The 21,767-nt window shown below is 74.2% G+C and carries 20 protein-coding genes and 1 riboswitch; of the genes, 7 read left to right on the forward strand and 13 right to left on the reverse strand.

The window, feature by feature from the left end; translation table 11 throughout:
- The coding region (locus tag E1300_RS33815; protein ID WP_131761179.1) for an FtsX-like permease family protein at window positions 1-1,310 on the forward strand (1,310 nt) is incomplete at its 5' end.
- Between the two features lie 38 nt (window positions 1,311-1,348).
- Here the strand turns inward: E1300_RS33815 and E1300_RS33820 are convergent.
- Together E1300_RS33820 and E1300_RS33825 are read right to left on the reverse strand one after the other, a co-directional pair.
- A complete protein-coding gene (locus E1300_RS33820) occupies window positions 1,349-1,912 on the reverse strand; it encodes a Uma2 family endonuclease (protein ID WP_131761180.1) in 564 nt (187 codons plus the stop codon).
- Between the two features lie 98 nt (window positions 1,913-2,010).
- Window positions 2,011-3,492, reverse strand: a complete 1,482-nt coding sequence (locus E1300_RS33825) for an MFS transporter (protein WP_207400100.1) — start codon at window positions 3,490-3,492, stop codon at window positions 2,011-2,013.
- A gap of 92 nt (window positions 3,493-3,584) precedes the next feature.
- Here E1300_RS33825 and E1300_RS33830 point away from each other — a divergent pair, with 92 nt between their 5' ends.
- Window positions 3,585-4,094 (forward strand): winged helix-turn-helix transcriptional regulator, encoded by a 510-nt coding sequence (locus tag E1300_RS33830; protein ID WP_131761181.1) that lies wholly within the window; start codon window positions 3,585-3,587, stop codon window positions 4,092-4,094.
- Between the two features lie 101 nt (window positions 4,095-4,195).
- The gene (locus E1300_RS50490) at window positions 4,196-4,333 is read left to right on the forward strand and encodes a hypothetical protein (RefSeq protein WP_165503115.1); all 138 of its coding nucleotides are present in this window, start codon (window positions 4,196-4,198) and stop codon (window positions 4,331-4,333) included.
- 120 nt (window positions 4,334-4,453) lie between these two features.
- Here the strand turns inward: E1300_RS50490 and E1300_RS33835 are convergent, their stop codons facing one another.
- Window positions 4,454-4,804: a hypothetical protein gene (locus E1300_RS33835; RefSeq protein ID WP_131761182.1), complete on the reverse strand. Its 351-nt coding sequence runs from the start codon at window positions 4,802-4,804 to the stop codon at window positions 4,454-4,456.
- Between the two features lie 221 nt (window positions 4,805-5,025).
- A riboswitch (cobalamin riboswitch) is annotated at window positions 5,026-5,143 on the forward strand.
- Window positions 5,144-5,250: 107 nt separating this feature from the next.
- Here E1300_RS33835 and cobN point away from each other — a divergent pair.
- Entirely contained in the window at window positions 5,251-8,811 is a 3,561-nt protein-coding gene (cobN, locus tag E1300_RS33840) for a cobaltochelatase subunit CobN (protein WP_131761183.1), read from the forward strand.
- Between the two features lie 20 nt (window positions 8,812-8,831).
- Here the strand turns inward: cobN and E1300_RS33845 are convergent, their stop codons facing one another.
- The 6 genes from E1300_RS33845 to E1300_RS33870 all read right to left on the reverse strand — a co-directional run bounded on the left by E1300_RS33845 (window position 8,832) and on the right by E1300_RS33870 (window position 14,659).
- Window positions 8,832-10,868 carry a hypothetical protein gene (locus tag E1300_RS33845; protein WP_131761184.1) on the reverse strand — a complete coding sequence of 679 codons (2,037 nt, stop codon included), beginning with the start codon at window positions 10,866-10,868 and terminating at the stop codon, window positions 8,832-8,834.
- Between the two features lie 10 nt (window positions 10,869-10,878).
- Window positions 10,879-11,508 (reverse strand): SRPBCC family protein, encoded by a 630-nt coding sequence (locus E1300_RS33850; RefSeq protein WP_131761185.1) that lies wholly within the window; start codon window positions 11,506-11,508, stop codon window positions 10,879-10,881.
- Entirely contained in the window at window positions 11,505-11,867 is a 363-nt protein-coding gene (locus E1300_RS33855) for an ArsR/SmtB family transcription factor (RefSeq protein ID WP_131761186.1), read from the reverse strand. Before E1300_RS33855 ends, E1300_RS33850 begins: the two co-directional genes overlap by 4 nt.
- A 53-nt stretch (window positions 11,868-11,920) precedes the next feature.
- Window positions 11,921-12,523, reverse strand: coding sequence for an FMN reductase (locus E1300_RS33860; RefSeq protein WP_131761187.1), 603 nt, complete (start codon window positions 12,521-12,523; stop codon window positions 11,921-11,923).
- Window positions 12,520-13,641 (reverse strand): LLM class flavin-dependent oxidoreductase, encoded by a 1,122-nt coding sequence (locus E1300_RS33865; protein ID WP_131761188.1) that lies wholly within the window; start codon window positions 13,639-13,641, stop codon window positions 12,520-12,522. Before E1300_RS33865 ends, E1300_RS33860 begins: the two co-directional genes overlap by 4 nt.
- 73 nt (window positions 13,642-13,714) lie before the next feature.
- Entirely contained in the window at window positions 13,715-14,659 is a 945-nt protein-coding gene (locus tag E1300_RS33870) for a MerR family transcriptional regulator (RefSeq protein WP_207400101.1), read from the reverse strand.
- Between the two features lie 67 nt (window positions 14,660-14,726).
- Here E1300_RS33870 and E1300_RS33875 point away from each other — a divergent pair, with 67 nt between their 5' ends.
- On the forward strand, window positions 14,727-15,554 hold the full coding sequence (locus tag E1300_RS33875) for a maleylpyruvate isomerase family mycothiol-dependent enzyme (RefSeq protein ID WP_207400102.1): 828 nt from the start codon (window positions 14,727-14,729) through the stop codon (window positions 15,552-15,554).
- A 32-nt stretch (window positions 15,555-15,586) separates the two neighbouring features.
- Here the strand turns inward: E1300_RS33875 and E1300_RS33880 are convergent, their stop codons facing one another.
- Complete coding sequence (locus E1300_RS33880; protein ID WP_131761189.1) at window positions 15,587-17,383, reverse strand: HEAT repeat domain-containing protein; 1,797 nt, start codon at window positions 17,381-17,383, stop codon at window positions 15,587-15,589.
- A 110-nt stretch (window positions 17,384-17,493) separates the two neighbouring features.
- Between E1300_RS33880 and E1300_RS33885 the strand changes: the two genes are divergently transcribed.
- Together E1300_RS33885 and E1300_RS33890 are read left to right on the forward strand one after the other, a co-directional pair.
- Window positions 17,494-18,093: an RNA polymerase sigma factor gene (locus E1300_RS33885; protein WP_131761190.1), complete on the forward strand. Its 600-nt coding sequence runs from the start codon at window positions 17,494-17,496 to the stop codon at window positions 18,091-18,093.
- Complete coding sequence (locus E1300_RS33890) at window positions 18,090-19,220, forward strand: CU044_5270 family protein (RefSeq protein WP_131761191.1); 1,131 nt, start codon at window positions 18,090-18,092, stop codon at window positions 19,218-19,220. Before E1300_RS33885 ends, E1300_RS33890 begins: the two co-directional genes overlap by 4 nt.
- Before the next feature lie 9 nt (window positions 19,221-19,229).
- Here the strand turns inward: E1300_RS33890 and E1300_RS33895 are convergent, their stop codons facing one another.
- From E1300_RS33895 to E1300_RS33905, 3 genes are all read right to left on the reverse strand, one after another.
- Window positions 19,230-20,627: an MFS transporter gene (locus E1300_RS33895; RefSeq protein ID WP_242619556.1), complete on the reverse strand. Its 1,398-nt coding sequence runs from the start codon at window positions 20,625-20,627 to the stop codon at window positions 19,230-19,232.
- Window positions 20,628-20,643: 16 nt separating this feature from the next.
- On the reverse strand, window positions 20,644-21,534 hold the full coding sequence (locus E1300_RS33900) for a LysR family transcriptional regulator (protein WP_131761192.1): 891 nt from the start codon (window positions 21,532-21,534) through the stop codon (window positions 20,644-20,646).
- Window positions 21,534-21,767, reverse strand: a 234-nt coding sequence (locus tag E1300_RS33905; RefSeq protein WP_131761193.1) for a response regulator transcription factor, incomplete at its 5' end; no start/stop codon positions are given. The genes E1300_RS33900 and E1300_RS33905, both read right to left, overlap by 1 nt.

Raw genomic sequence — 21,767 nt, forward strand, 5'->3', positions numbered from 1 at the left:
CGCTGCGGTGGCGCGCCCGCGCGGGCGCCGTGGCCGCCCTTGCGGGCGGGGCCCTGCTCGCCGCGTCCTTCGCGGGCACGGGCGACGGCGCGATGCTGACCGCCGGGCTCGGCGCCCTGGCGCTGTTCGCCGGCTTCGTCCTGCTGAGCCCGGTCGTCAGCGGCCCCGCGACGGCGTTCCTCGGCCGTCCCCTCACCCGCCTCCTCGGCGCACCGGGGACCCTCGGCCGCCGCAACGCCCAGCGCAACCCCCGCCGCACCGCCGCCACCGCGTCCGCCCTCATGATCGGTCTCGCCCTCATCGGCACGGTGTCGGTGGTGACCCACTCGATGACCCGCTCGATGGACCGCCAGCTGGAGGCCGGGCTCCCAGCGGACTTCCAGATCGCCTCCACGAGCCGCACGGCCGCGCTCGGCCAGCCCGTCCTGGAGGCGGTGGCCAAGGTACCGGGCGTCCGGACGGCGGTCCCCATCCGGACCGTGCGACTCAGGCTCGGCGGCACGGCACAGGACGCGATGACCGGCGACCCGCGCCGGCTGGTGGACCACTTCCGCCTCCGTCTGGAGGAGGGAACCGTCGGCGGCCTAGTTGTCGACAGGGCCACCGCCACCGCGCACGGTTGGCGCGCGGGCTCCGCCGTCCCCGTCGAGTACCAGGACGGCGCGAAGGCCACGCTGCCCCTGTCCGGCATCTACGCGAACGTCAGGACGGTGCTCCCCACCGTCCCGAACGCGATCGTCGACGAGAGGGCCGCCGGACCGCACTATCCGGGCACCGGCGTCCAGCGCATCGACGTCACCGGCGCCCCGACCCGCCGGGCGCTCGACGCGGCCCTCGCCCGCTGGCCCGACGTCGAGGCCGAGGACCGCGCGACCCTCCGCCACGAGGCCGCCGCGAGCATCGACCTCATCCTCGACCTGACCGTCGCCCTGCTGATGCTCTCGGTCGTCATCGCGGCGCTGGGCATCGCCAACACGCTGGCGCTGTCCGTCATCGAGCGCACCCGCGAGATCGGCGTGCTGCGCGCGCTCGGCATGCAGCGCCGCCAGCTCCGCCGGATGATCCGCTACGAGGCGGTCGTCATCTCCCTCTACGGGGCGGTGCTAGGCCTGGGCTTCGGCCTGCTGCTCGGTATCGCGGTCCGGCACGCCATGGCCGGCGAGGGCGTCGACACCCTCGCGATCCCGTACGCCCGCCTCGCCGTCCAACTCCCAGCCGCCGCGCTCATCGGAACGCTGGCCGCGGCCTGGCCCGCCCACCGCGCCGCAACCATGAACCCCCTAGAGGCAATAACCCACACCCAGACCTGAGAACAGCGTGCGCTTCGCCGTGCTCGGCCCCGGCGAAGTCAGAAGCCCTTGGTGGGCAGGACGCCTTCGAGGGGGGCGGGGATCGCCAGATCCTCTCCCAGGACCACCGAGACGCTGTACGTGTACTCGTCGCCGCGCGGCTCGGAGAAGATCGTCGCCTTGCCGTCCAGACGGTCGATCAGCAGATAGAGCGGTATGTCGGCGGCGGCGTATCCGCGGCGCTTGGGGCCTCGGTCGCGTTCGGCGCCCTTGCGGTCGCGCGGGCTGCCGGAGGTGACCTCCAGCACCATGACGACGCCATCCGGTTCACTGTGCCACTCGCGTCCGGCGAACGCGCCCTTGGACGCGGCGATCCCGTCGGGGACGTACTCGCCTTCCGGGCTGATCAGCGTCAGGTTGCGATGCAGCCGCAGCCCATGGACATCGCGCACCCAGTCGTCAACGGCCACGACGACGGTCTCGTGCTGCCCGTCCGGGGGCGGTGACACGATGATCTCTTCATCCACGAGTTCGGCACGAAAGCCCGCCATCACATCGAGCGCAGCGAATGCCTCGCGGAGGTCATGACGGACGGACGACGACTCCTCGGGCATCGCCGTCATCGGGATTCTCCTCGGACTCTCACGGTGGCGGCGTCGTGTTCCCCAAACTAGCACCGGTGTTCTCGCAGGGCTCTCAGGTCGGGGGCTCGTGCTTGCTTTTATGGTTGCGGGTTTGTGGGGGTGGGCGTGGCTGTGTTGGTCGTGGTTTGTGGGCGAGTCGCCGGCGGTGGGGTGGGGTAGTGCTTCTTCGGGGTTATGCCTAGGGCTGTGACGGTGCTCAGGGCGGCGGTTGTGGCTATGAACCACCAGCCGTGCTGGAAGGCCGTGCGCGCTTCGTCGGGAGTCGGGCTTATCGTGCCGATGATGGCGATCAGGATGGCGACGCCGAGGACGTAGCCGAGCTGGCGGCTCGTGTTCACCACGGCGCTGCCGGTGGCCGCCTGGGCCGGGAGCAGGTCGGCGGTGGCGGCGGCGATCATGCTGGGCAGGGCCAGGCCGATCCCGATGCCGATGACGATCCAGCCGGGCAGGACCTGCGTGACGTAGTGGACGTCGGGTGAGGCGCTGACGGCCAGCATCACCGCGCCGGCGCAGAACAGCAGGTTTCCCGAGGCCACGAGGAGACCGACCGGCACGCGCCTCGACAGCCGCTGGCCGACGACCGCGAAGATCGGGACCATCAGCGGGCCGGGCACGATCGCCAGGCCGGTGCGGATCACGCTGAACCCGGCGACGTTCTCCAGCCAGAGCACGACGCTGGGGAAGACCGCGCCGAACGCCGTGCAGAACACCAGCGCCGTGACGTTGGCCCACACGAAGGCCGGGACGCGCAGCAGCGACGGATCGACGACCGGTGCCGGATGCCGCCGGACGCGCAGGGCGAGGTAGGCGAGCCCGAGCACGGTGACGGCGAAGGCGCTCGCCGTGGCGGCGTCCGTCCAGCCCCACCGGTCGCCCTGGACTAGGCCGAGCGCCGCCGCGGCGACGGCGACGGCGAGCACCGCCGCGCCGAGGAGGTCGGGCAGCCGGGTGACCGCCTCGTTCCGGGAGTCGGTGACGAGACGGGCCGCGGCGGCGAGGACGAGGACGCCGACGGGCACGTTGATCAGGAACACCCACTGCCAGGACAGCTGGACCAGCGCGCCGCCGACGACCGGGCCGATCGCGCCGGCGATAGAGCTCGTGGTGGCCCAGACCTTCACCGCGCCCGCGCGCCGTTCGGCGGGCAGGCAGGTGAGCAGCAGGCCGAGGCTGGTCGGGGTGAGCGCCGCGGCTCCGGCGGCCTGGAGCGTCCGGAACGCGACCAGCCACCACAGGGACGGGGCCGCCGCGCAGGCGGCGCTGGCGAGGGTGAACACGGTGAGCCCGGCGAGGAAGCCCGGCTTGCGGCCGTAGCGGTCGGCCAGGCGCCCGGCCGGGATCAGCAGGGCCGCGTAGACGATCGTGTAGGCGTTGAGGACCCAGCTGAGGTCCGGGAGGGACGAGCCGGGGAAGTCGGCGCCGATGTCGGTGAACGCGACGTTGACCACGAAGACGTCGAGCATCGCCATGAACGCCGCCGCGCAGAGCACCAGCAGGATCGCGGTCGAGCGGTCGGGTCCGGGCGGCCGCGTCCCGGCCGTCGGCTTCCGTGCGGTCACAGGGAACTCCCGTCCTGAGGTAGCTATACCTATGTATAGCCAGACGGAGCTGACTGTACCGCGTTATAGCCATGGTGGGTAGCATGGGGGGCATGGCCGCTGTGATGGAGGGTCCGCTCGCGGATCTCGGTGCGTGGAAGCCGGACCACTGCTCGCTCGTCAAGGCCCTGGAGATCGTCGGGACCCGGTCGGCACTGGTGATCCTGCGCGAGGCCTACTACGGGACCACCCGGTTCAGCGCCTTCGCGCGGCGGATCGGGCTCACGGAGAGGATCGTGGCCGGGCAGCTCCGCCACCTGACCGAGGCCGGGCTGCTCAGCAGGCGCCCCTACCGGGACGAGCGCGGCCGCACCCGGGACGAGTACGTGCTCACGGACATGGGCCGCGACCTGCTGCCGGCCGTCCTCGGCCTGATGCAGTGGGGCGACAAGTACCTCCAGGGCGAGCAGCCGCCGCTCCTCCACGTGGAGCACGGCACCGGCGCCCCGGTCAGGGTCGAGCTGCGCAGCGAGACCGGGCGCAAGGTCGAGCTGGAGGAGCTCGGCGTGCAGCTCAACCCGGAGTGGCGCAGGCCCTGCCCGCCGGCGGACGCCACCGCCTGACCCGCGCGGCCGTCTCGGGGGACGTAGACTGGCACCACACCCCGTGGGCGGACGTCGCCGTCCGCCGCCATGTCCATGGTCCGGAGCGAAGCGAGGCGGGCATGCAGGGTCTGGGTGTGCAGGAAGCGGTCATCCTCATCACGTTCGTCGTCGTGCTGTCGACGATCTTCCACGCTTTCAGGTGGCGCATGAAGGCGGTCGCGCGGCGCCGCGAGTCCGCGCGGCGGGATCGCTCGTAGCCCGGTGAAGTGATTCCCGGAGACGACGGATCCCCGGGCCGGTGATCGTGGCCGGTCCGGGGACTCGTCGGCCGCCGCGACGGGATCGGTCGTCCGTCACGGGCGGGGTCTCTCAGCCGGTCAGCGGCTGGAGCGGGCCGTGAACTTGTAGTCCTTGACCTTGACGTGGCCCCGGAAGCTCATGGACGGCGTGCCCTTGCAGCCCTTCTTCGACCAGAACGTCGTGCCCTTGGAGCTGTTGATCTTCAGCGACCGGATCTTGAAGGCGCTGTCGTACGAGACGCACTTGTTCCGGTAGTGGTTGTAGCCCTTCCACGTGCCCTTGAAGTTCGTCTTGGTGTACATGCAGACGTCGTACGTACAGGCCCGCTGGGCGCTGACCGGGGACGCCTCCGCGGCGGACGCGGCGAGCGGCGTGAAGGCGGCGGCGAGGGCGATGCCGATGCCCACAGTGCGCGTTGAGATAGCCATGAGTCGCTCCTTCTCTGGATTGATCATTCATGCTCTGCGGTCGGGCGAACCGGTCACAAGGTGCCTGAGCACCGTCCGGGAGGGGCAGGGACGTGGCCCTGTGGCACTACGCCGGCTGAGGGCGCCACCCGGACCATTCGCCCGTGCGGAGCGTTCCCGTGGACGGGCCCGGCGGGCGGAGGCGGGCGCCGGGCGGGTTAGGGTGTGGGCGGCGACGAGGGAGGAAGCCGGTGCGAATCCGGCGCGGTCCCGCCACTGTCACCGGGGAGCGGACCCCATGCGAGGCCACCGTGCGAGCGGGAAGGCCGGGGCGAGCGCCGATCCGGGAGCCAGGAGACTCCGCGTCGCCACGGTGACGCGTGCCCGCGGTGGCGGGGGCGCGTTCACGGGCACTGTGCACGACCCTGCGATTCGGGGCGAGGACCCCGGGTGAGGACGCGATCCGCGTGATCTTGTTGCTGTCCACGTCGGACACCGATCTGCTCAGTGCGCGCGCCAGCGGCGCCGACTTCCGCCTGGCCAACCCCGTGCGGGTGGGCACGGACGGGCTGCCGTCGCTCGTGGAGGGCGCGGACCTCGTCGTCGTGCGGCTCCTCGGCGGGCGCCGCGCCTGGGAGGAGGGCCTGGACGCGCTGCTCGCCGGGCCGCGTCCGGTGGTGGTGCTGAGCGGGGAGCAGGCGCCCGACGCCGAGCTGATGGAGCTGTCCACGGTGCCGGCCGGGGTGAGCGCGGAGGCGCACGCGTACCTCGCGCACGGCGGGCCCGCGAACCTGGGCGAGCTGTACCGATTCCTGTCCGACACCGTCCTGCTGACGGGGCACGGGTTCGCGCCGCCGGAGCCGACGCCGACGTGGGGCGTCCTGGAGCGGGACGCGGCGGACGGCGACGGCCCGCTGATCGGGGTGCTGTACTACCGGGCGCACCATCTGGCGGGAAACACCGCGTTCGTCGAGGCGCTGTGCGCGGCGATCGAGGCGAAGGGCGGGCGGGCCCTGCCGGTCTTCTGCGCGTCGCTGCGCACGGCCGACGACGCTCTGCTGGAAACCCTCGGACGGGCGGACGCGCTGGTCGTGACCGTCCTCGCGGCGGGCGGGACGCGGCCCGCGACGGCGGGGGCGGGCGGCGACGACGAGGCATGGGACGTGGGGGCGCTCGCCGCGCTGGACGTGCCGATCCTCCAGGGGCTCTGCCTGACGAGTGAGCGGTCGGCGTGGGTGGAGAACGACGACGGGCTGTCGCCGCTGGACACGGCGACGCAGGTCGCGGTGCCGGAGTTCGACGGGCGGCTGATCACGGTGCCGTTCTCGTTCAAGGAGACCGACGAGGACGGGCTGAGCGTCTACGTCGCCGACCCGGAGCGGGCCGCGCGGGTCGCCGGGATCGCGGTGCGGCACGGCGCGCTGCGGCACGTCCCGGCGGGCGGGAAGCGGGTCGCGCTGATGCTGTCGGCGTATCCGACGAAGCACGCGCGGATCGGCAACGCGGTGGGGCTGGACACGCCCGCCAGCGTGGTCCGGCTGCTCGCCGCGATGCGGGAGCGCGGCTACGACGTCGGGGACGATCTGCCCGGCGAGGGCGACGCGCTGATGCACGCGCTGATCGCGGCGGGCGGGCAGGACCCCGACTGGCTGACGGAGGCGCAGCTCACCGGGAACCCGGTGCGCATCCCGGCGGCGAGGTACCGGGCCTGGTACGCGACGCTGCCCGAGGACCTGCGCGAGGACGTCGAGCGGCACTGGGGGCCGCCGCCCGGCGAGCTGTTCGTGGACGACTCGCGCGATCCCGAGGGCGAGATCGTCCTGGCCGCGCTGCGCTCGGGGAACGTCGTCGTGATCGTCCAGCCGCCGCGCGGGTTCGGGGAGAACCCCGTGGCGATCTACCACGATCCGGACCTGCCGCCCAGCCACCACTACCTCGCCGCGTACCGGTGGATCGCGGACGACTTCGGCGCGGACGCGGTCGTGCACGTCGGCAAGCACGGGAACCTGGAGTGGCTGCCCGGCAAGTCCGCCGGGATGTCGGCCTCGTGCGGCCCGGACGCGGCGATCGGCGACCTGCCGCTGATCTACCCGTTCCTGGTGAACGACCCGGGCGAGGGCACGCAGGCGAAGCGGCGCGCCCACGCGACGCTGGTGGACCACCTGATCCCGCCGATGGCGCGCGCCGAGAGCTACGGCGACATCGCCCGGCTCGAACAGCTCCTCGACGAGCACGCGAACATCGCGGCGCTCGACCCGGCGAAGCTGCCCGCGATCCGCGCGCAGATCTGGACGCTGATCCAGGCGGCGCGCCTCGACCACGACCTGGGCCTGGACGACCGGCCGCACGACGCGGAGTTCGACGACTTCCTCCTGCACGTGGACGGCTGGCTGTGCGAGGTCAAGGACGTCCAGATCCGGGACGGCCTGCACGTCCTCGGCGCCGCGCCGCAAGGCGACACGCGCGTGGACCTGGTGCTCGCCATGCTCCGCGCCCGCCAGCTGTGGGGCGGCGCGCAGACCCTGCCCGGCCTGCGCGAGGCCCTCGGACTCGACGAGGAGAGCACCGTCCGGCAGGACGTCGACGCGTTCGAGGAGAAGGCGCGCGGGCTCGTCGCGGCCATGGAGGAGCGCGGCTGGGACCCGGCCGCCGCCGCGGACGTCGCCGAGGGCACGGCGGCGGAGATCCTCCGGTTCGCCGCGACGGAGATCGTCCCGCGGCTGGAGCGGACCGCCGACGAGATCGGCATGGTGCTGCACGCGCTCGACGGCGGGTACGTCCCGGCCGGGCCGAGCGGCTCGCCGCTGCGCGGCCTCGTCAACGTGCTGCCGACCGGCCGGAACTTCTACTCGGTGGACCCGAAGGCCGTCCCGAGCAGGCTGGCGTACGAGACGGGCCGCGCGATGGCCGACTCGCTCCTCGCCCGCTACCGGGAGGATACCGGCGAGTGGCCGCGCTCCGTCGGCCTGTCGGTGTGGGGCACGAGCGCGATGCGCACGTCCGGCGACGACATCGCCGAGGTCCTCGCGCTGCTCGGCGTCCGCCCCGTATGGGACGAGGCGTCGCGGCGCGTCACCGGGCTGGAGCCGGTGCCGCTCGCCGAGTTGGGCCGTCCGCGCATCGACGTGACGATCCGGATCAGCGGCTTCTTCCGCGACGCGTTCCCGCATGCTGTGGCGATGCTGGACGACGCCGTCCGGATGGCGGCGGCGCAGGACGAACCGGACGAGGACAACTACGTCCGCGCCCACGTCCGCGCCGACCGCGCCGAGCACGGCGACGAGCGGCGCGCGACGCTGCGGGTGTTCGGGTCGCGCCCCGGCGCGTACGGCGCGGGCATCCTGCCGCTGATCGACAGCCGCAACTGGCGGGACGACGCCGACCTCGCCGAGGTGTACGCGGTGTGGGGCGGCTACGCCTACGGGCGCGACCTGGACGGCGTGCCCGCGCGCGGCGACATGGAGAGCGCCTACCGGCGGATCAGCGTGGCCGCGAAGAACACCGACACGCGCGAGCACGACATCGCCGACTCCGACGACTACTTCCAGTACCACGGCGGCATGATCGCGACCGTGCGGGCGCTGACCGGGAAGGCCCCGAAGGCCTACATCGGCGACAGCACCCGCCCGGACGCCGTCCGCACCCGCACGCTGGACGAGGAGACCTCCCGCGTCTTCCGCGCCCGCGTCGTCAACCCGCGCTGGCTCGCGGCGATGCGGCGGCACGGCTACAAGGGCGCGTTCGAGCTCGCCGCCACGGTCGACTACCTGTTCGGCTACGACGCGACCGCGGGCGTCGTCGCCGACTGGATGTACGAGAAGCTCGCGCAGACGTACGCGCTGGACGCGGAGAACCAGGAGTTCTTCAACCGGTCCAACCCGTGGGCCCTGCACGGCATCACCGAACGCCTCCTGGAGGCGGCCGACCGCGGCATGTGGGAGCACCCGGAGCAGGAGACGCTCGACGCCCTCAAACGCCTGTACCTCAAGATCGAAGGCGACCTGGAGGACGACGCCCCCGCGACCTGACCGGAACCGTCCCCCGTTCCCTACTTGGGCTGCCTGCGGAGGAGGCTGGCGGCCAGGGCGCGCAGTTCGCGGTCCTCGGCGAACCCGCGCCACCCCGCGAAGTAGTGGTACCGCGTGTCGGAGTCAAGGATCTCGTGCAGCGCCTCCCTCCGGATCTTCGGCACCGGGTCCATCGCGGCGAGGTACTTCATGGCCGTCCATTGGACGGGCCGCGCTTCGCTCGTGGCGAGCTTGTAGGCCTCCGCGGACAGCACCCAAGCGGACGTTTCGGCGTCACCTGTGATGCGGTAGTGGGCGTGGGCGGCCTCGATCCGCGTCCACTCCTCGCGGACATGCAGCAGCGGGTGCAGGCGGTCCGCGTGGGCGGCGGCGAGCGGGCCGAGTTCGGCGACGTGCCTGATCCATCCGAGGTCGGTTCGATACCTGAACATCGGTGGCGCCGCAAGGTCCGTGGGGATCGGCTTCGCCGCGGCGGCGAGCGCGGGGCCGGGGTCGCCGGTCACCTTCCAGAACGCCAGCGAGACGGCGAAGCGGCTGATCCGCGCCCTCCGCTCGTCGTGATGCGCGCGGTGAGAGGACAGGGCGGTCGCCGCGTCCGAGGCGGCCGGGCCGATGGCGGCGAGTACGTCCGCCACCTGCACGGTCGCATCCGTGCCCAGCAGCCGGACCAGTTCCGGAACGGCCGGCGCCGCCGCCGGCCCCCATTCGAACAGCGCCTGAGCGAGCCCCTTCGCCGCGGCGGGGTCGTCGAGCCGGGAGCGGATCGCGGGCAGCAGTTCATCGGCGTAGGCGGCGAGCGGCGCGAGGACGTACCCCAGCGTCGGCGGATCAGTGGTGTACGGGTCGGTGAAATGGGCGTCCGTCATGTCGGACGCGCCGTCGAGCCGGCGGAGGATGCGGGGCAGGCAGCGCGGGTCGCGGCGCCTCGCGAGCCCCCAGACGGCGATGTCGGCGATCCGCTCGTCGCCATGCCGCGACAGGCGCGCCTCGTCGTCCAGGCGGGCGGCGAGCCGGTCGGCGATGGCGGCTTCGGAGTCGGTGGCTTCGTCGGGAGCGTCCAGGGATGCGAGGAGGGACGTGGCGTAGGCGCGGGCCGCCGGGGCGGGGTCGGCGGACAGCTCCATCAGGCCGGGGAACAGCACGCGCTCGGGTGAGCGCCGTTCGCTGAGGAGGTCGGCGGCGTTGCGGACGGCGCCGATCCGGCGGTCGGGGTCGCGGTCGCGCAGGAAGGCGAGGCACAGGCCCGTCCGCGTGGCCGGGTCGTTCCCGAGCCGGTCGTCCACCCAGTCGAGCAGCCGTGCCGCACCGCCTCCGAAGAACTCTGCGAGGACCGGATGGCTCGGGCCGACCCACGGCACATGCTGCCACACGTCGATGCCGTCGCCGCCGATCGCGTCCACGAGGACGTCGAGGGACGGACGCTGCGCGGGCACGGCCTTGGGAAGCGCCGTCTCGGCGGCCAGGCGGATCTGGGCGTCGCCGTGCCCGCGCAGGTCACACAGCCAGACGAGCGTCTCAGGCAGGGTCGCGGCCGTGCAGCCCCGGGCGAGATCGCCGACGGCGAGGACGATCGTGACGCGCGCGGCGCCGTCCTCCTCGGCCGCCCACCGCTCGCGCAGGACGGGCACGATCGTGTCGGCGTCGTCCCGCGCGGGCGCGAGCGCGCTCGCCACTTCGCGCCGCACCGCCGCGTCCGGATCGCCGAGGAGGGCGAGGACGTCCGGGAGCACGGCGGTCCAGGCGTCCGCCCAGCCCGGCGTCGGCTTCGGCACCCGGCCCGCCTCGTCGGCGATGCGGCCGACGAGTTCGAGCAGGCCGGGCCGGACGGCGACGTCCCGCGATCCGGCCAGCGCGACCAGGAAGGGCAGCGCGGCCACGGCGGCGGGGAACACGATGCCGCCCTGGTGGTAGATCTTCACGTCGAGGTCGTCCAGCGCCTCGGCCGGGTCGGGTCCGTCCTCGATGCCGCGCAGCAGGCCGGGGACGTCGCCGGCGGATCCGTAGGCGTGCTGGAGGCCGTCCCAGTCGATGTCGTCCAGGCCGCGCAGAGGGGTCACGGACGAGGGATCATTCCGCAGACCCGGTGTAGGCGGCAATCGTATTGTCGGCGCGGGTGCGGGCTTCGCCCGGCTCGGCGCCCGCGGCGACGTCGGCCTCGTACCAGCCCTCGTTGCTCTGGCGCATGAACTCCTTGGCCTCGTCGGACTCCTGCCATTCGGGGCCGAGGTCGGGCTTGCCTGCGTCGGACGACAGGTGCAGGGCGAGGCCGAGGAGGCCCATGTCCCAGCCGATGCCGACGGCGCCGGGACCGAACTGCTCCCAGTGGTCGTCGACGAGGGCGATGTGCTCCAGCTCGAACCGGGCGCGGTCGTCCGCCTCGGGGGTGACGCGCACCTCGATCCAGCTCGTCTGGCCGCCGAACTCCCAGGTCGCGGTGAAGCCCTTGGGCGGGTCGCACGTCTCGACCGTCCCGCCGGCGTTGCCTTCGAGCTGGTACCGGCCGCCGACGCGGAGGTCGCCCGTGACGGGCAGGAACCAGCGCCGGATGCGCTCGGGGTTCGTGCAGGCGTCCCAGAGGTCCTCGGCGGTGGTGCCGTAGGTCTGGCTGACGGTGACGGTGCGGGCGGTGCCCGCCTCCAGCACCCGGTCGCCGACCCGGCGCCGCACGGCGTTGATCTGCCCGGTCACATCGATCATTCCTGGCTCCCTGCGTCCTCGTCCCGTTCCCGCTGGCGGCGTGCGCGCTTCCCCCGGGCGATCTCGGTGCCCAGGGCGTCCAGGTGAGGGGTCCAGTAGCGGCGGAACCGGCCGATCCAGTCGTCGATCTCGCGCAGCGGCGCGGTGTCGACGGAGTAGAGCCGCCGGGTGCCCTCCGCGCGGACGACCGCGAACCCCGCGTCCCGCAGCACCTTGAGATGCTGCGAGACGGCGGGCTGCGTGATGCCGAACTCCTCGCGGATCACCGCCGTCACCTCGCCGGAGGCCCGCTCGCCGTCGGCGAGCAGCTCCAGGATGCGGCGGCGCACCGGATCTCCCAGGACGTCGAACGCGTGCACGGAAGCCAAGGTACAGTCTCCGCTTATATAAGTCACGCCTAAGGTAGGCGCGGCTAGCGTCCGGCCAGCAGGTCCTCGAACGGGACCGGGTCGTCGTACGGGTCGTCCTTGGCCGCCGCGGGACGTCCCGCGATCATCGCGGCCAGCTCGCCGCCCGCGCGGGCGATCCGGTCGGCGAGCCCGCTCCCGGTGCTCCCCCAGTCCTCCGAGGCCGCGTACACGGCGGTCGGGACGGCGGCGGCGCGCAGGTAGGCGAACAGCGGCCGCATGGCGAAGTCGATCGCGAGGGAGTGCCGGGCGGTGCCGCCGGTGGCGCCGAGCAGCACCGGCGTCCCCTCCAGCGCGCCCGGCTCGACGACGTCGAAGAACGTCTTGAACAGGCCGCTGTAGGACGCGTTGAAGACCGGCGTCACCGCGATCAGGCCGTCGGCGCCCGCGACCGTCTCGACCGCGGCGCGGAACGCCCCCGCCGGGAAGCCGGTCAGGGCCGCGTCGACCATCGCGTGGGCGTGGTCGCGCAACTCGACCGTCTCGACGGCGACATCCGCGCCGCCCGACCGGAGCGCGCCGGACGCCGCCTCGGCGAGCCGGTCCGCGAGCAGCCGCGTGGACGACGGCTGCCCGAGCCCGGCGGAGACCACGGCGAGGGTGCTCATCGCACGGCCTCCGTCCCCGCCTCCGCGGCCCCCGCCTCCGCGGCCGCCTTGGCGGCGACCAGGGACGCGTGGGTCGGGGCGGTCTCCGGGACGTGCGCCGGGCGCAGCGCGGCGAACTCCTTGCGCAGCACCGGGACGACCTCCTCCCCCAGCATGTCGATCTGCTCCAGGACGGTCTTCAGCGGCAGCCCGGCGTGGTCGACGAGGAACAGCTGGCGCTGGTAGTCGCCGAAGCTGTCGCGGAACGTCAGCGTCTTCTCGATCACCTGCTCGGGCGTGCCGACGGTCAGCGGCGTCTCGGCGGTGAACTCCTCCAGCGACGGCCCGTGCCCGTAGACGGGGGCGTTGTCGAAGTAGGGCCGGAACTCGCGGACGGCGTCCTGCGAGTTCCGCCGCATGAACACCTGCCCGCCGAGGCCGACGATCGCCTGGTCGGCGGTGCCGTGCCCGTAGTGCTCGAAGCGGCGGCGGTACAGGCCGATCAGCCGCTGGAAGTGCTCCTTCGGCCAGAAGATGTTGTTCGCGAAGAACCCGTCGCCGTAGTAGGCGGCCTGCTCGGCGATCTCGGGGCTGCGGATCGAGCCGTGCCAGACGAAGGGCGGCACGCCGTCCAGCGGGCGCGGCGTCGAGGTGAACGACTGGAGCGGCGTGCGGTGCTTGCCCTCCCAGTCCACGACGTCCTCGCGCCAGAGCCGGTGCAGCAGGTGGTAGTTCTCGATGGCGAGCGGGATACCGTCGCGGATGTCCTTGCCGAACCACGGGTAGACGGGCCCGGTGTTGCCGCGCCCCATCATCAGGTCGACCCGGCCGCCCGCCAGGTGCTGGAGCATCGCGAAGTCCTCGGCGATCTTCACCGGGTCGTTCGTGGTGATCAGCGTGGTGGCGGTGGACAGGATCAGCCGCTCGGTGCGCGCCGCGATGTAGCCCAGCATCGTCGTCGGCGAGGACGGCACGAACGGCGGGTTGTGGTGCTCGCCGGTCGCGAAGACGTCCAGCCCGGCCTGCTCCGCGTGCTCCGCGATCGCGACCATGGCCCGGATCCGCTCGGCCTCGGACGGCGTGCGGCCGGTGGTCGGGTCGGGGGTGACGTCCCCGACCGAGAAGATCCCGAACTGCATGCCCGCTCCCAAGATAGTAGAACTTTCAACCATCCTATCGGAACCCGGCGGCCCGCTCTCCTATTCCTGGACGTCAGGCGACGCTGCGCGCGAGCGCGTCGCCCAGCCAGATCAGCGCCTCGCCCACGGTCGCCGGCTGGCCGGTCACCTCCCGGTGAAGCCGCCAGTAGCGGCGCAGCCGCGGGTCCCCGTCGACCGCGACCCCGGGCAGGAGCTCGCGCCTGAACCCGGGGGTGTCCTTCGCGCCGCGCCCGGCCGCGTGGGCGTCGACGAAGTGGTCGAGGGCCCGGCCGGGCTCCGGCGCCCGTCCCGCCACCACCAGCGGGACGGCCATCTCGATCGCCTCGCCGAGGCCCGTCAGCAGGGTCGGCTCGTCCCCGACCCGCTCCACGTTCGCCCGGCCGCGCGCCAGCAGGCGGCGGGCCAGCGACCGGTCGCTCACGAGCGTCACCATCTCGGCGTAGGCGAGGACCTGCTCCGGCGCGGGGTCGGCGGGCGGCGGCGGCGCGCTCGCGTCCACGAACGAGAACACGAACTCGGCCGGCAGCGGGACGAGCACCAGCCGCCGCCAGAACCCGGCGAGGACCTCCCGCGCGGCGCTCCCATCCGCCGCGGCGGCGAGGAGCTCCAGCCGCGCGGCACGCTCGGCGGGCGCGGCCTCCTCGACGGCGCGGAGGGCGGCGCGGCGCCAGGCGAGCGACGCCAGCTCCACGTCCAGCGCGGCCCGCTCCGCCGCGGCGGCCTCCCCGATCGACCGCTCGCCCGCGAGCACCGAAGCGATGGCGGGCAGCCCCAGGCCGAGCCCGCGCAGCCGCCGGACGAGCCGGAGCTGGTCCGCCGCCGCCGCGTCGAACCGCCGGTGCCCGCCCGCGCTGCGCGCCGGGACGAGGAGGCCCTCGTCGCAGTAGAAGCGGATCGTCCGGACGGGCACGCCGGTCATCGCGGCCAGATCACCGATCCCGAGCGCCCCCGCGCCCGCCGGCGCGCCCGTCACCGCGCCCGGTGTGTCGTCGGTCACACGCACTTGAACCTCCACCCGGCTGGAAGTCCTACGTTACGGGCGCATCCGAGGAGAGGACACGGACATGACCGCACCTGAACCGGGCCGCCTGGACCTCGGCACGGCGCCGCCGGGCGTGGAGCCGCTGGACGCGGCGCGCCTCGCGGAGGGGCTGCGCGTGCACACCGCCGGGCTCGCCGACGCGGCCGCGGGCCTGGACCCCGCGACCCCCGTCCCGACGTGCCCGGAGTGGCGGCTGCGCGACCTTGTCGGCCACATCGCCCAGGCGCACCGCTGGGCCGCCACCCTCGTCCGGACGGGCGAGGTCGGCGACGTCCCCGACGCGACCCGCACCGAGCCCGGCCCACCGGACGCCTGGCCGGACCTGCTGCGCGAAGGCGCCGCCGAGCTGGTCGACGCGATCGAGGGCACCGGCCCCGGGACGGTCGTCTTCACCTACCTGGGACCCCGCCCGGCGGTCTTCTGGCTGCGCCGGATGCTGCACGACACGTCCGTCCACCACGCGGACGCGGCGATCACCGCGGGCGTCCCGTTCGCGATCGCGCCCGACCTCGCTGCGGACGCGATCAGCGAGGGCCTGGAGCTGATGTCCGCGCCCGGCGCGGAGTCGTTCAAGCCGGACCTCGCCGCCCTGCGGGGGCGCGGCGAGACGCTGGGGCTCCGTCCCGCGGACGGGCCGCTCCCGGGATGGGTGATCACCCGCGCGCCGGAGGGGTTCCGCGCCGAGCACGCCGGCCCCGCCGCGACGGCCGCCGCGGACGTGGAGATCACGGCACCCGTCCGCGACCTCCTCCTCATGCTCACCCGCCGCCGCTCGCCCGAGGAGGCCGGCGCCGCGATCACCGGAGACCGCGCCCTCCTGGACCACTGGCTGGCCCACACAGCGTTCTGACCCCCGCACCCCCGAAAGGCACACGGCGCGGGTCAGGTGGTGTCGAGGCGTTCGGTGATCCTGGTCAGGCAGTAGCGGACCACCCGGTCGTCCTCGGCGTCGAGGGCGGCTCCGATCTCCTCGCGGCACGCCGCGGTACAGGTGTCGCCGAGCCCGGAGACCGCCGCCCACCGCAGGTCGCGGGACGGGCCGTGCAGGCTGCGGTGCAGCGCCGCGTGCACCGGCCCGCCCGGCTCCGCGCGGATCTCGCTCGCCAGCCGGAGCGCCGTCCGCCGCAGCGGGGGGTAGGGGTCGGCGAGCAGCGGCGGCCAGGCGTCCTCGGGCGGCGGTTCCTTCGCGCGGACGAGCGTCTGCAGCGCCTTCGCCCGGACCTCGGGGCAGGGGTCGGCGAGAAGGGGCCGCGCGGCGAAGGTCCAGTACCGCGCGGGGATCCGGTTCGACTGGTACGACCCGTACCCGAGCCGGTGGAGGGTCGCGTGCCTGATCTGGTCGTCGGGGTCGCCGAGCAGGACCGGGACGGATGGGACGAGCGCCGTCCGGCCGCCGTACCTCAGCAGCCGCTCGACGGCGCTCCGCCGCACCCCGGCGTCGGGGTCGCTGAACGCGGCGGCGACCAGCATCGCCCGGCCCCACGGCACGCCAGCCGAGTCGAGGACGGCCACCGCGGTCGCGCGGACGCCGGGATCGGCGTCGCGGAGCAGCGGGCGGGCGGCGTCCACCAGCTCGGTCTTCCGGTCGGGGGCCCAGTAGTCGAGCGTGGCGATCCTGCCGAGGCCGGCGCGGCGGGCGTCCGGGTCCGGATCGGCGAGAAGGGCGCGCAGGACGCCGGCGACGTCCTCCTCCGGGCCCAGCGCACGGACCATCGCGGCGCGGATCCACGGGTCGGGGTCGCGCAGCAGCGGCCGGAACGCGTCGCGCACGACCGTCCTGTGCAGCGCCTCGGAGGCGGCCACCCCCGTGATCGCCTGCCTGCGGACGCGCGGGTCGGGGTCGCGCAGCAGCGGCAGGGCGAGCGCGCCGACCTCGCGGCGGACGTGGTGCAGGGCCCAGGCGGCCGCCGCCCGGACGCGCGGCGAGGCGTTCGCGGACGCGGCCTCCGCCAGCGTCTCGCACGCCTGCGGCGGCGCTTCCGGCCAGTCCCAGCGGCCGACGCGCGCCGCGTACATGCGGGCCGCCCAGACGGCCTCCTCCGGATCGGGATGGTCCCGGACGGTCACCGGGGTCCAGCCGGGCCGGTCGAAGTCCGTCCGGCGGAGGCCCCACTCCCCCGCGGCCCGCGCGTCCAGCCACTCCTCGTACCAGGCCAGGAAGTCGCGAGCCGGGTGGTAGACGGGCGGGAAGTACTCCTCGCACCGGTCGACCATGACGACACGGCCGCGCCCCGGGCCGGAAAGGACGAGCATCGAGACGGGCTCGGCGGTCTCGTGGTAGGCCCATTCCATGCGGTGGTGGCGTGCGAGCGGCAGCGTTCCCCGGTACGGCTTCCAGAAGCCCAGGGCGGACATCTCCTGAGTCCACGTCCCCGGAAGGTCATCGGGGTCGTAGGGGAACTCGCCCGCGAGCTGCCGGTCGGCCAGGTCGGGGTCGAGGGCGTCCAGGCCCTGGTACGGGCCGGGGCCGCCGTTGCCGATCATCGTCAAAAAGGCCCGGTAGGCGCCGGGCAGCCGGACGCCGTTGCGGCGCTCGAAGGCCGCGACCCGTTCCGCGGCGAGCGGCGGGCCCAGTGCGGGCACGGCGCGGGGGCCGGACTCCCCGTCCGCGCGCCGCAGCGCGGCCAGCTTGGCCGCCACCCGCTCCAGCCGGATCCCGATCGGCTCGCTTCCGCTCATCGCAAGATCAGACGGGCCGTCCGTCCACCCGGTTCCGGGGGGCGTGAAGGGTTGTGCCGCGAGCGGCGAAACACACGTGACCGAACGTTCCAGCGAGGGACAGGATGAGGATGGGCCACACCCCCGCCGCGGACCCGCGCCGCGGCGACACCGTGGTGATCGACGCATCGTGGCATGAGCCCGAGCGGTTCGCTGAGATCTTCCACTGCTACTTCCCCGGCATCCACCGGTACGTCGCGGGCCGGCTCGGCGCCGACGCCGCCGACGACATCGCCGCGGAGACGTTCCTGACCGCCTACCGGCGCCGGGACAGGTTCGACCCGGCGCGCGGCGCCATGCGGTCCTGGCTGTTCGGCATCGCCACCAACCTCGTCGGACGCCACCGGCGCAGCGAGGCCCGGCATCTGCGGACGCTCGCCCACACCCCCGCCGGCGGCCCGCAGCCGGGGCACGAGGAGCGGGTCGCGGACGAGGTCAGCGCCGGCGCGGTGCGGGGAGCGCTCGCCGAAGCGCTCCGCGGGCTGTCTCCCGGGGACCGCGACGTCCTGCTGCTGGTGGCCCTGGGCGACTGCACGTACCCGGAGGTCGCCGAGGCGCTGGGACTCAAGGACGGAACGGTGGCCTCCCGGCTGAACCGGGCCCGCCGCAAGCTGCGCGACGCACTGGGCGGGGTGGATCCCACGCTCATCACCGAGGAGTACGAACGATGAACGAGATCGACCTGGTGCGCGAGCTCCTCGCGCAGCCGCGCGCCACGGAGCAGACGACCGCCGCGGCGCTCGCCCGCGTCCAGCGCGACATCGCCCGCGGGGGGCGGCCCCGCCGTCCGCGCGCACGGCGCCTCCGGCTCGGCGGCCTCGGCCTCGCCGCCGTCGGGGCGGCGGCCGCGGCCACCGTCGCGGTGCCCGTAGTGATGTCCGGCGCGGGGACACCAGGGCGGCACGGCTCGTCACCGCCTCCCCCGGAGGCCCGGACGGTCCTGCTCGCGGCGGCGTGGCAGGCCGAGCGGCAGCACGACACCATGGGCGCGTACTGGCACGGCACGGACGTCTCACGGATCTACTACCGGCTGCACGCGCCGACGGGGGACTACACCGTCGCCTGGGAGCGGCGCTTCGAGGGCTGGACGCCGAGCAGCCCGACCGGGCGGAGTTGCAGCCGGCAGCAGGACCTCGGGACGCGGCCCGCCGGAGCGGCCGACGCGGCGGCCTGGCGCCGCGCGGGCTCCCCGAGTGAGCTCGCGATCCCCGTCGGTCACGATGGCCCCGGCGACTTCAGGAGCATGACGCTGAAGGTGGCGGCAAGCCCTCCCCGCACCACGTGCCAGAAGCTGCCCGCCGACGGGACGATCTTCTCTCTCGGCGAGAACGTCACCATGAAGGACCTGCGCGCGCTGCCCGCCGACCCGGACCGGCTCAAGAGGCTGCTCGTCAAGCGGTTCGGCAAGGCCGGCCGCGACACCGAGCCGCTGACGCGGGTCCGGACCGGCGACTCCTGGATGTTCTCGGTCGCCCGCGACATCCTCCTCGGGATGCCGGTGACGCCGCAGGTGCGCGCCGCGGCGTTCCGGATGGTGGCGGACCTCCCGAGCGTCCGGACGATCGGCTCGGTCCGGGACGCCGAGGGACGCCGGGGCACGGCGGTCGCGATCGACGAGCGGACGTCCGGAGGCCTCCTGGAGCACCGCCTGATCATCGACCAGGCGTCCGGGCGGGCGCTTGCCTACGAGAAGCTCGTGCTGAAGCCCGCGGGCGACAACGCGGGACGCGCGCCCGGCTCACTGATCAACTCGGTGGCGTCCCTGACGTCCGGATGGACGGACACCGCCCCCCGCTGACGGCGGGTCTCAGTACCGGCCCGAGGCGGGGGCCCGGCCGGTGGCGGCGATCAGGAGCGCGGCGGCCGCGAGGAGTCCGCCCAGACTCATCGCGGCGGTGAGGCCCGCGCCGTCCGCCGCCAGGCCGCCCACCAGCGCGCCCAGTGCGATCGCGCCGTTGAACACGCCCACGAGCAGCGCGGACGCGACCTCCCTCGCGTCCGGCGCGGACGCGAGGACCCATGTCTGCGTGCTCACCGACACGCCGCCGTAGGCGAGGCCCCACACGGCCAGCAGCGCGCCGGCCGCTCCTTCCGGGCCGCCGGCCAGCGGAAGGAGCGGCACGGTGACGGCCATGACCGCGCCGATCGCGATGAGGGTGGCGCGCGGTGACCGCCGCGCGCCCGCGCCGGCGAGGAACGTCCCGCCCACGCCCGCGACGCCGTACACGAGCAGCAGCGTGCCGATCGTCCCGGACCCCGCCCCGGAGACCTCCTCCAGCACCGGGCGGACGTAGGTGTAGGCGGCGAAGTGGCCGGTCACCAGCGCGGCGACGATCAGCAGGCCGGTGCGCAGGCGGGCGTCGCCGAGCAGGCGCGGGACGCCCCGCAGCGGGACGGTCCGCTCCGCGGGCAGCCGGGGCAGCAGGACGGCCAGCGCGAGCGCCACGAGGAGGGCGAGCACGGCGGCGGCGCCGAACGCCGTGCGCCACCCGGCGAGCGCCCCGGCGTACGTCCCGGCCGGCACCCCGAGGACGGACGCGACGGCGATGCCGCTGAACACCAGCGACGTGGCCGGGCCGACCGACCGCTCCGGGACGAGCCGGACGGCGATCCCCGCGGCGATGGCCCACACGCCGCCCATGCCGAGGCCGACGAGCACGCGCGCGGCGACCATGACGGCGAAGCCGTCCGCGAGCGCGGCGCCGAGGTTCCCCACCGCCAGGACGAGCATGAACGCGCACAGCACCCTCCTGCGGTCGAACCGCCCGAGCGCGGCCGTGAGCAGCGGCGCGGACACGGCGGCGACCAGGCCGGTGATGGTGAGCGTCAGCCCGGCCGTCCCCTCGGCGACGCCCAGGGCCCTCCCCATGGGCGTCAGGAGACCGACCGGCAGCATCTCGGAGGTGACCACGGTGAACGTCCCGACCGCCATGGTCACGACGCTGTACCAGCCGCGGCGGCCCGCCCTGGTCGGCACCGCGTCACCGGCGCCGTTCGCGGGCGTCGCGTCGCGCAGGGTCGCGTCGCGCAGGGTCGCGTCGCGCAGGGTCGCGTCGCGCAGGGTCGCGTCGCGTCCCGGCGCGCGGTGCTCCGTGATGTCGTCGTCCGTTGCTCCGGGGGCTCCGGCTTCGTTGCTCTTGTTGAACTGGGTCACGGGAAAAGCCAACCGGCGGGGCGTCACCGGGAACAACGGCGTTCTGCTCATGCGGCGATGAGCGTGGCTAATCGGTCGTGGCGGCCAGGGCCCCGGCGAAGGCGCGGATGCGCGCGTTCTCCCGGTCGCGGCGCCAGGCGAGGACGAGGCGGGAGTCGTCGAGGCCGGTGACGGGGACGAAGGTGACGGCGTGCCTGTCGTGGTAGCCGGCCGTGTGCCGGCACAGCAGCATGGCGCCGCGTCCGGCCGCCACGAGCGTCAGCCCTTCCTGGAGCGTGCGGGCGCGGGGGCCTTCCCCGATGGCCAGGCCGCCGGGCGTGCGGGCGGGGGCGTGTGCGCGCCGCCAGTACTCCGGCGCGGGGCCGTCCACGCCGACCAGGGGGACGTCCGCGAGCTCTTCGGCGGTCACGGAGTCGCGCTGGGCGAACGGATGGTGCGGCGGGACGGCGAGGGTCTGCGGTTCCTTCGAGAAGACCGGCCCCAGCACGAGGCCGGGCTCCTCGACCGGCATGAGGATGATCGCGGCGTCAACCTCGTCGCGGTCCAGGGGGCCGAAGGGGTCGGCGAGGGGGATCTCGGCGAGGTCGGCGCTGCTGCCGGGGTGCCGGTCGTGGAACAGGGCGATCGCGTTCAGGATGTGGTCCCAGGCGACGCCCTGGAAGCCCAGGCGCAGGGAGCCCCGGACGCCCTTCGCGGCGTCGCGGACGTCCTCGACGGCGCGCTGGAGGGAGTCGTAGGCGGGCTTGATCCCGGCGAGGAGCTCGTGGCCGAGCGGTGTCAGCGCGACGCGGCGGCTGGTGCGCTCGACGAGGCGCCCGCCGATCCGGCGCTCCAGTGCCTGGATCAGCTGGCTGACGCGGCTCTGCGACACGCGCAGGCGCTCGCCGGCCCGTCCGAAGTGCAGCTCCTCGGCGAGCGCGAGGAACGCCTCCAGCTCGCGGATCTCCAAGCCGCCCATCAGGTCCGCTCCGGCGGGCGCTGGGCGAACCAGGCGGCCACCTGGGCGCGGGACGTGAAGCCGAGCTTGGCGAGGATGTGCTCCAGGTGGGAGTCGACGGTGCGCTTGGCGATGACGAGCAGCTCGGCGATCTGCCGGTTGGTGAGCCCCTCGGCGACGAGCCCGGCGATCTCGGTCTCCCGCCGCGTCAGCACCGACGCCGCCGGGCCGGGCGCCCCCGGGCCGGACGCGCC

Origin of the sequence: Actinomadura fibrosa (assembly GCF_900659615.1) — a bacterium.
GTDB lineage: Bacteria > Actinomycetota > Actinomycetes > Streptosporangiales > Streptosporangiaceae > Spirillospora > Spirillospora fibrosa.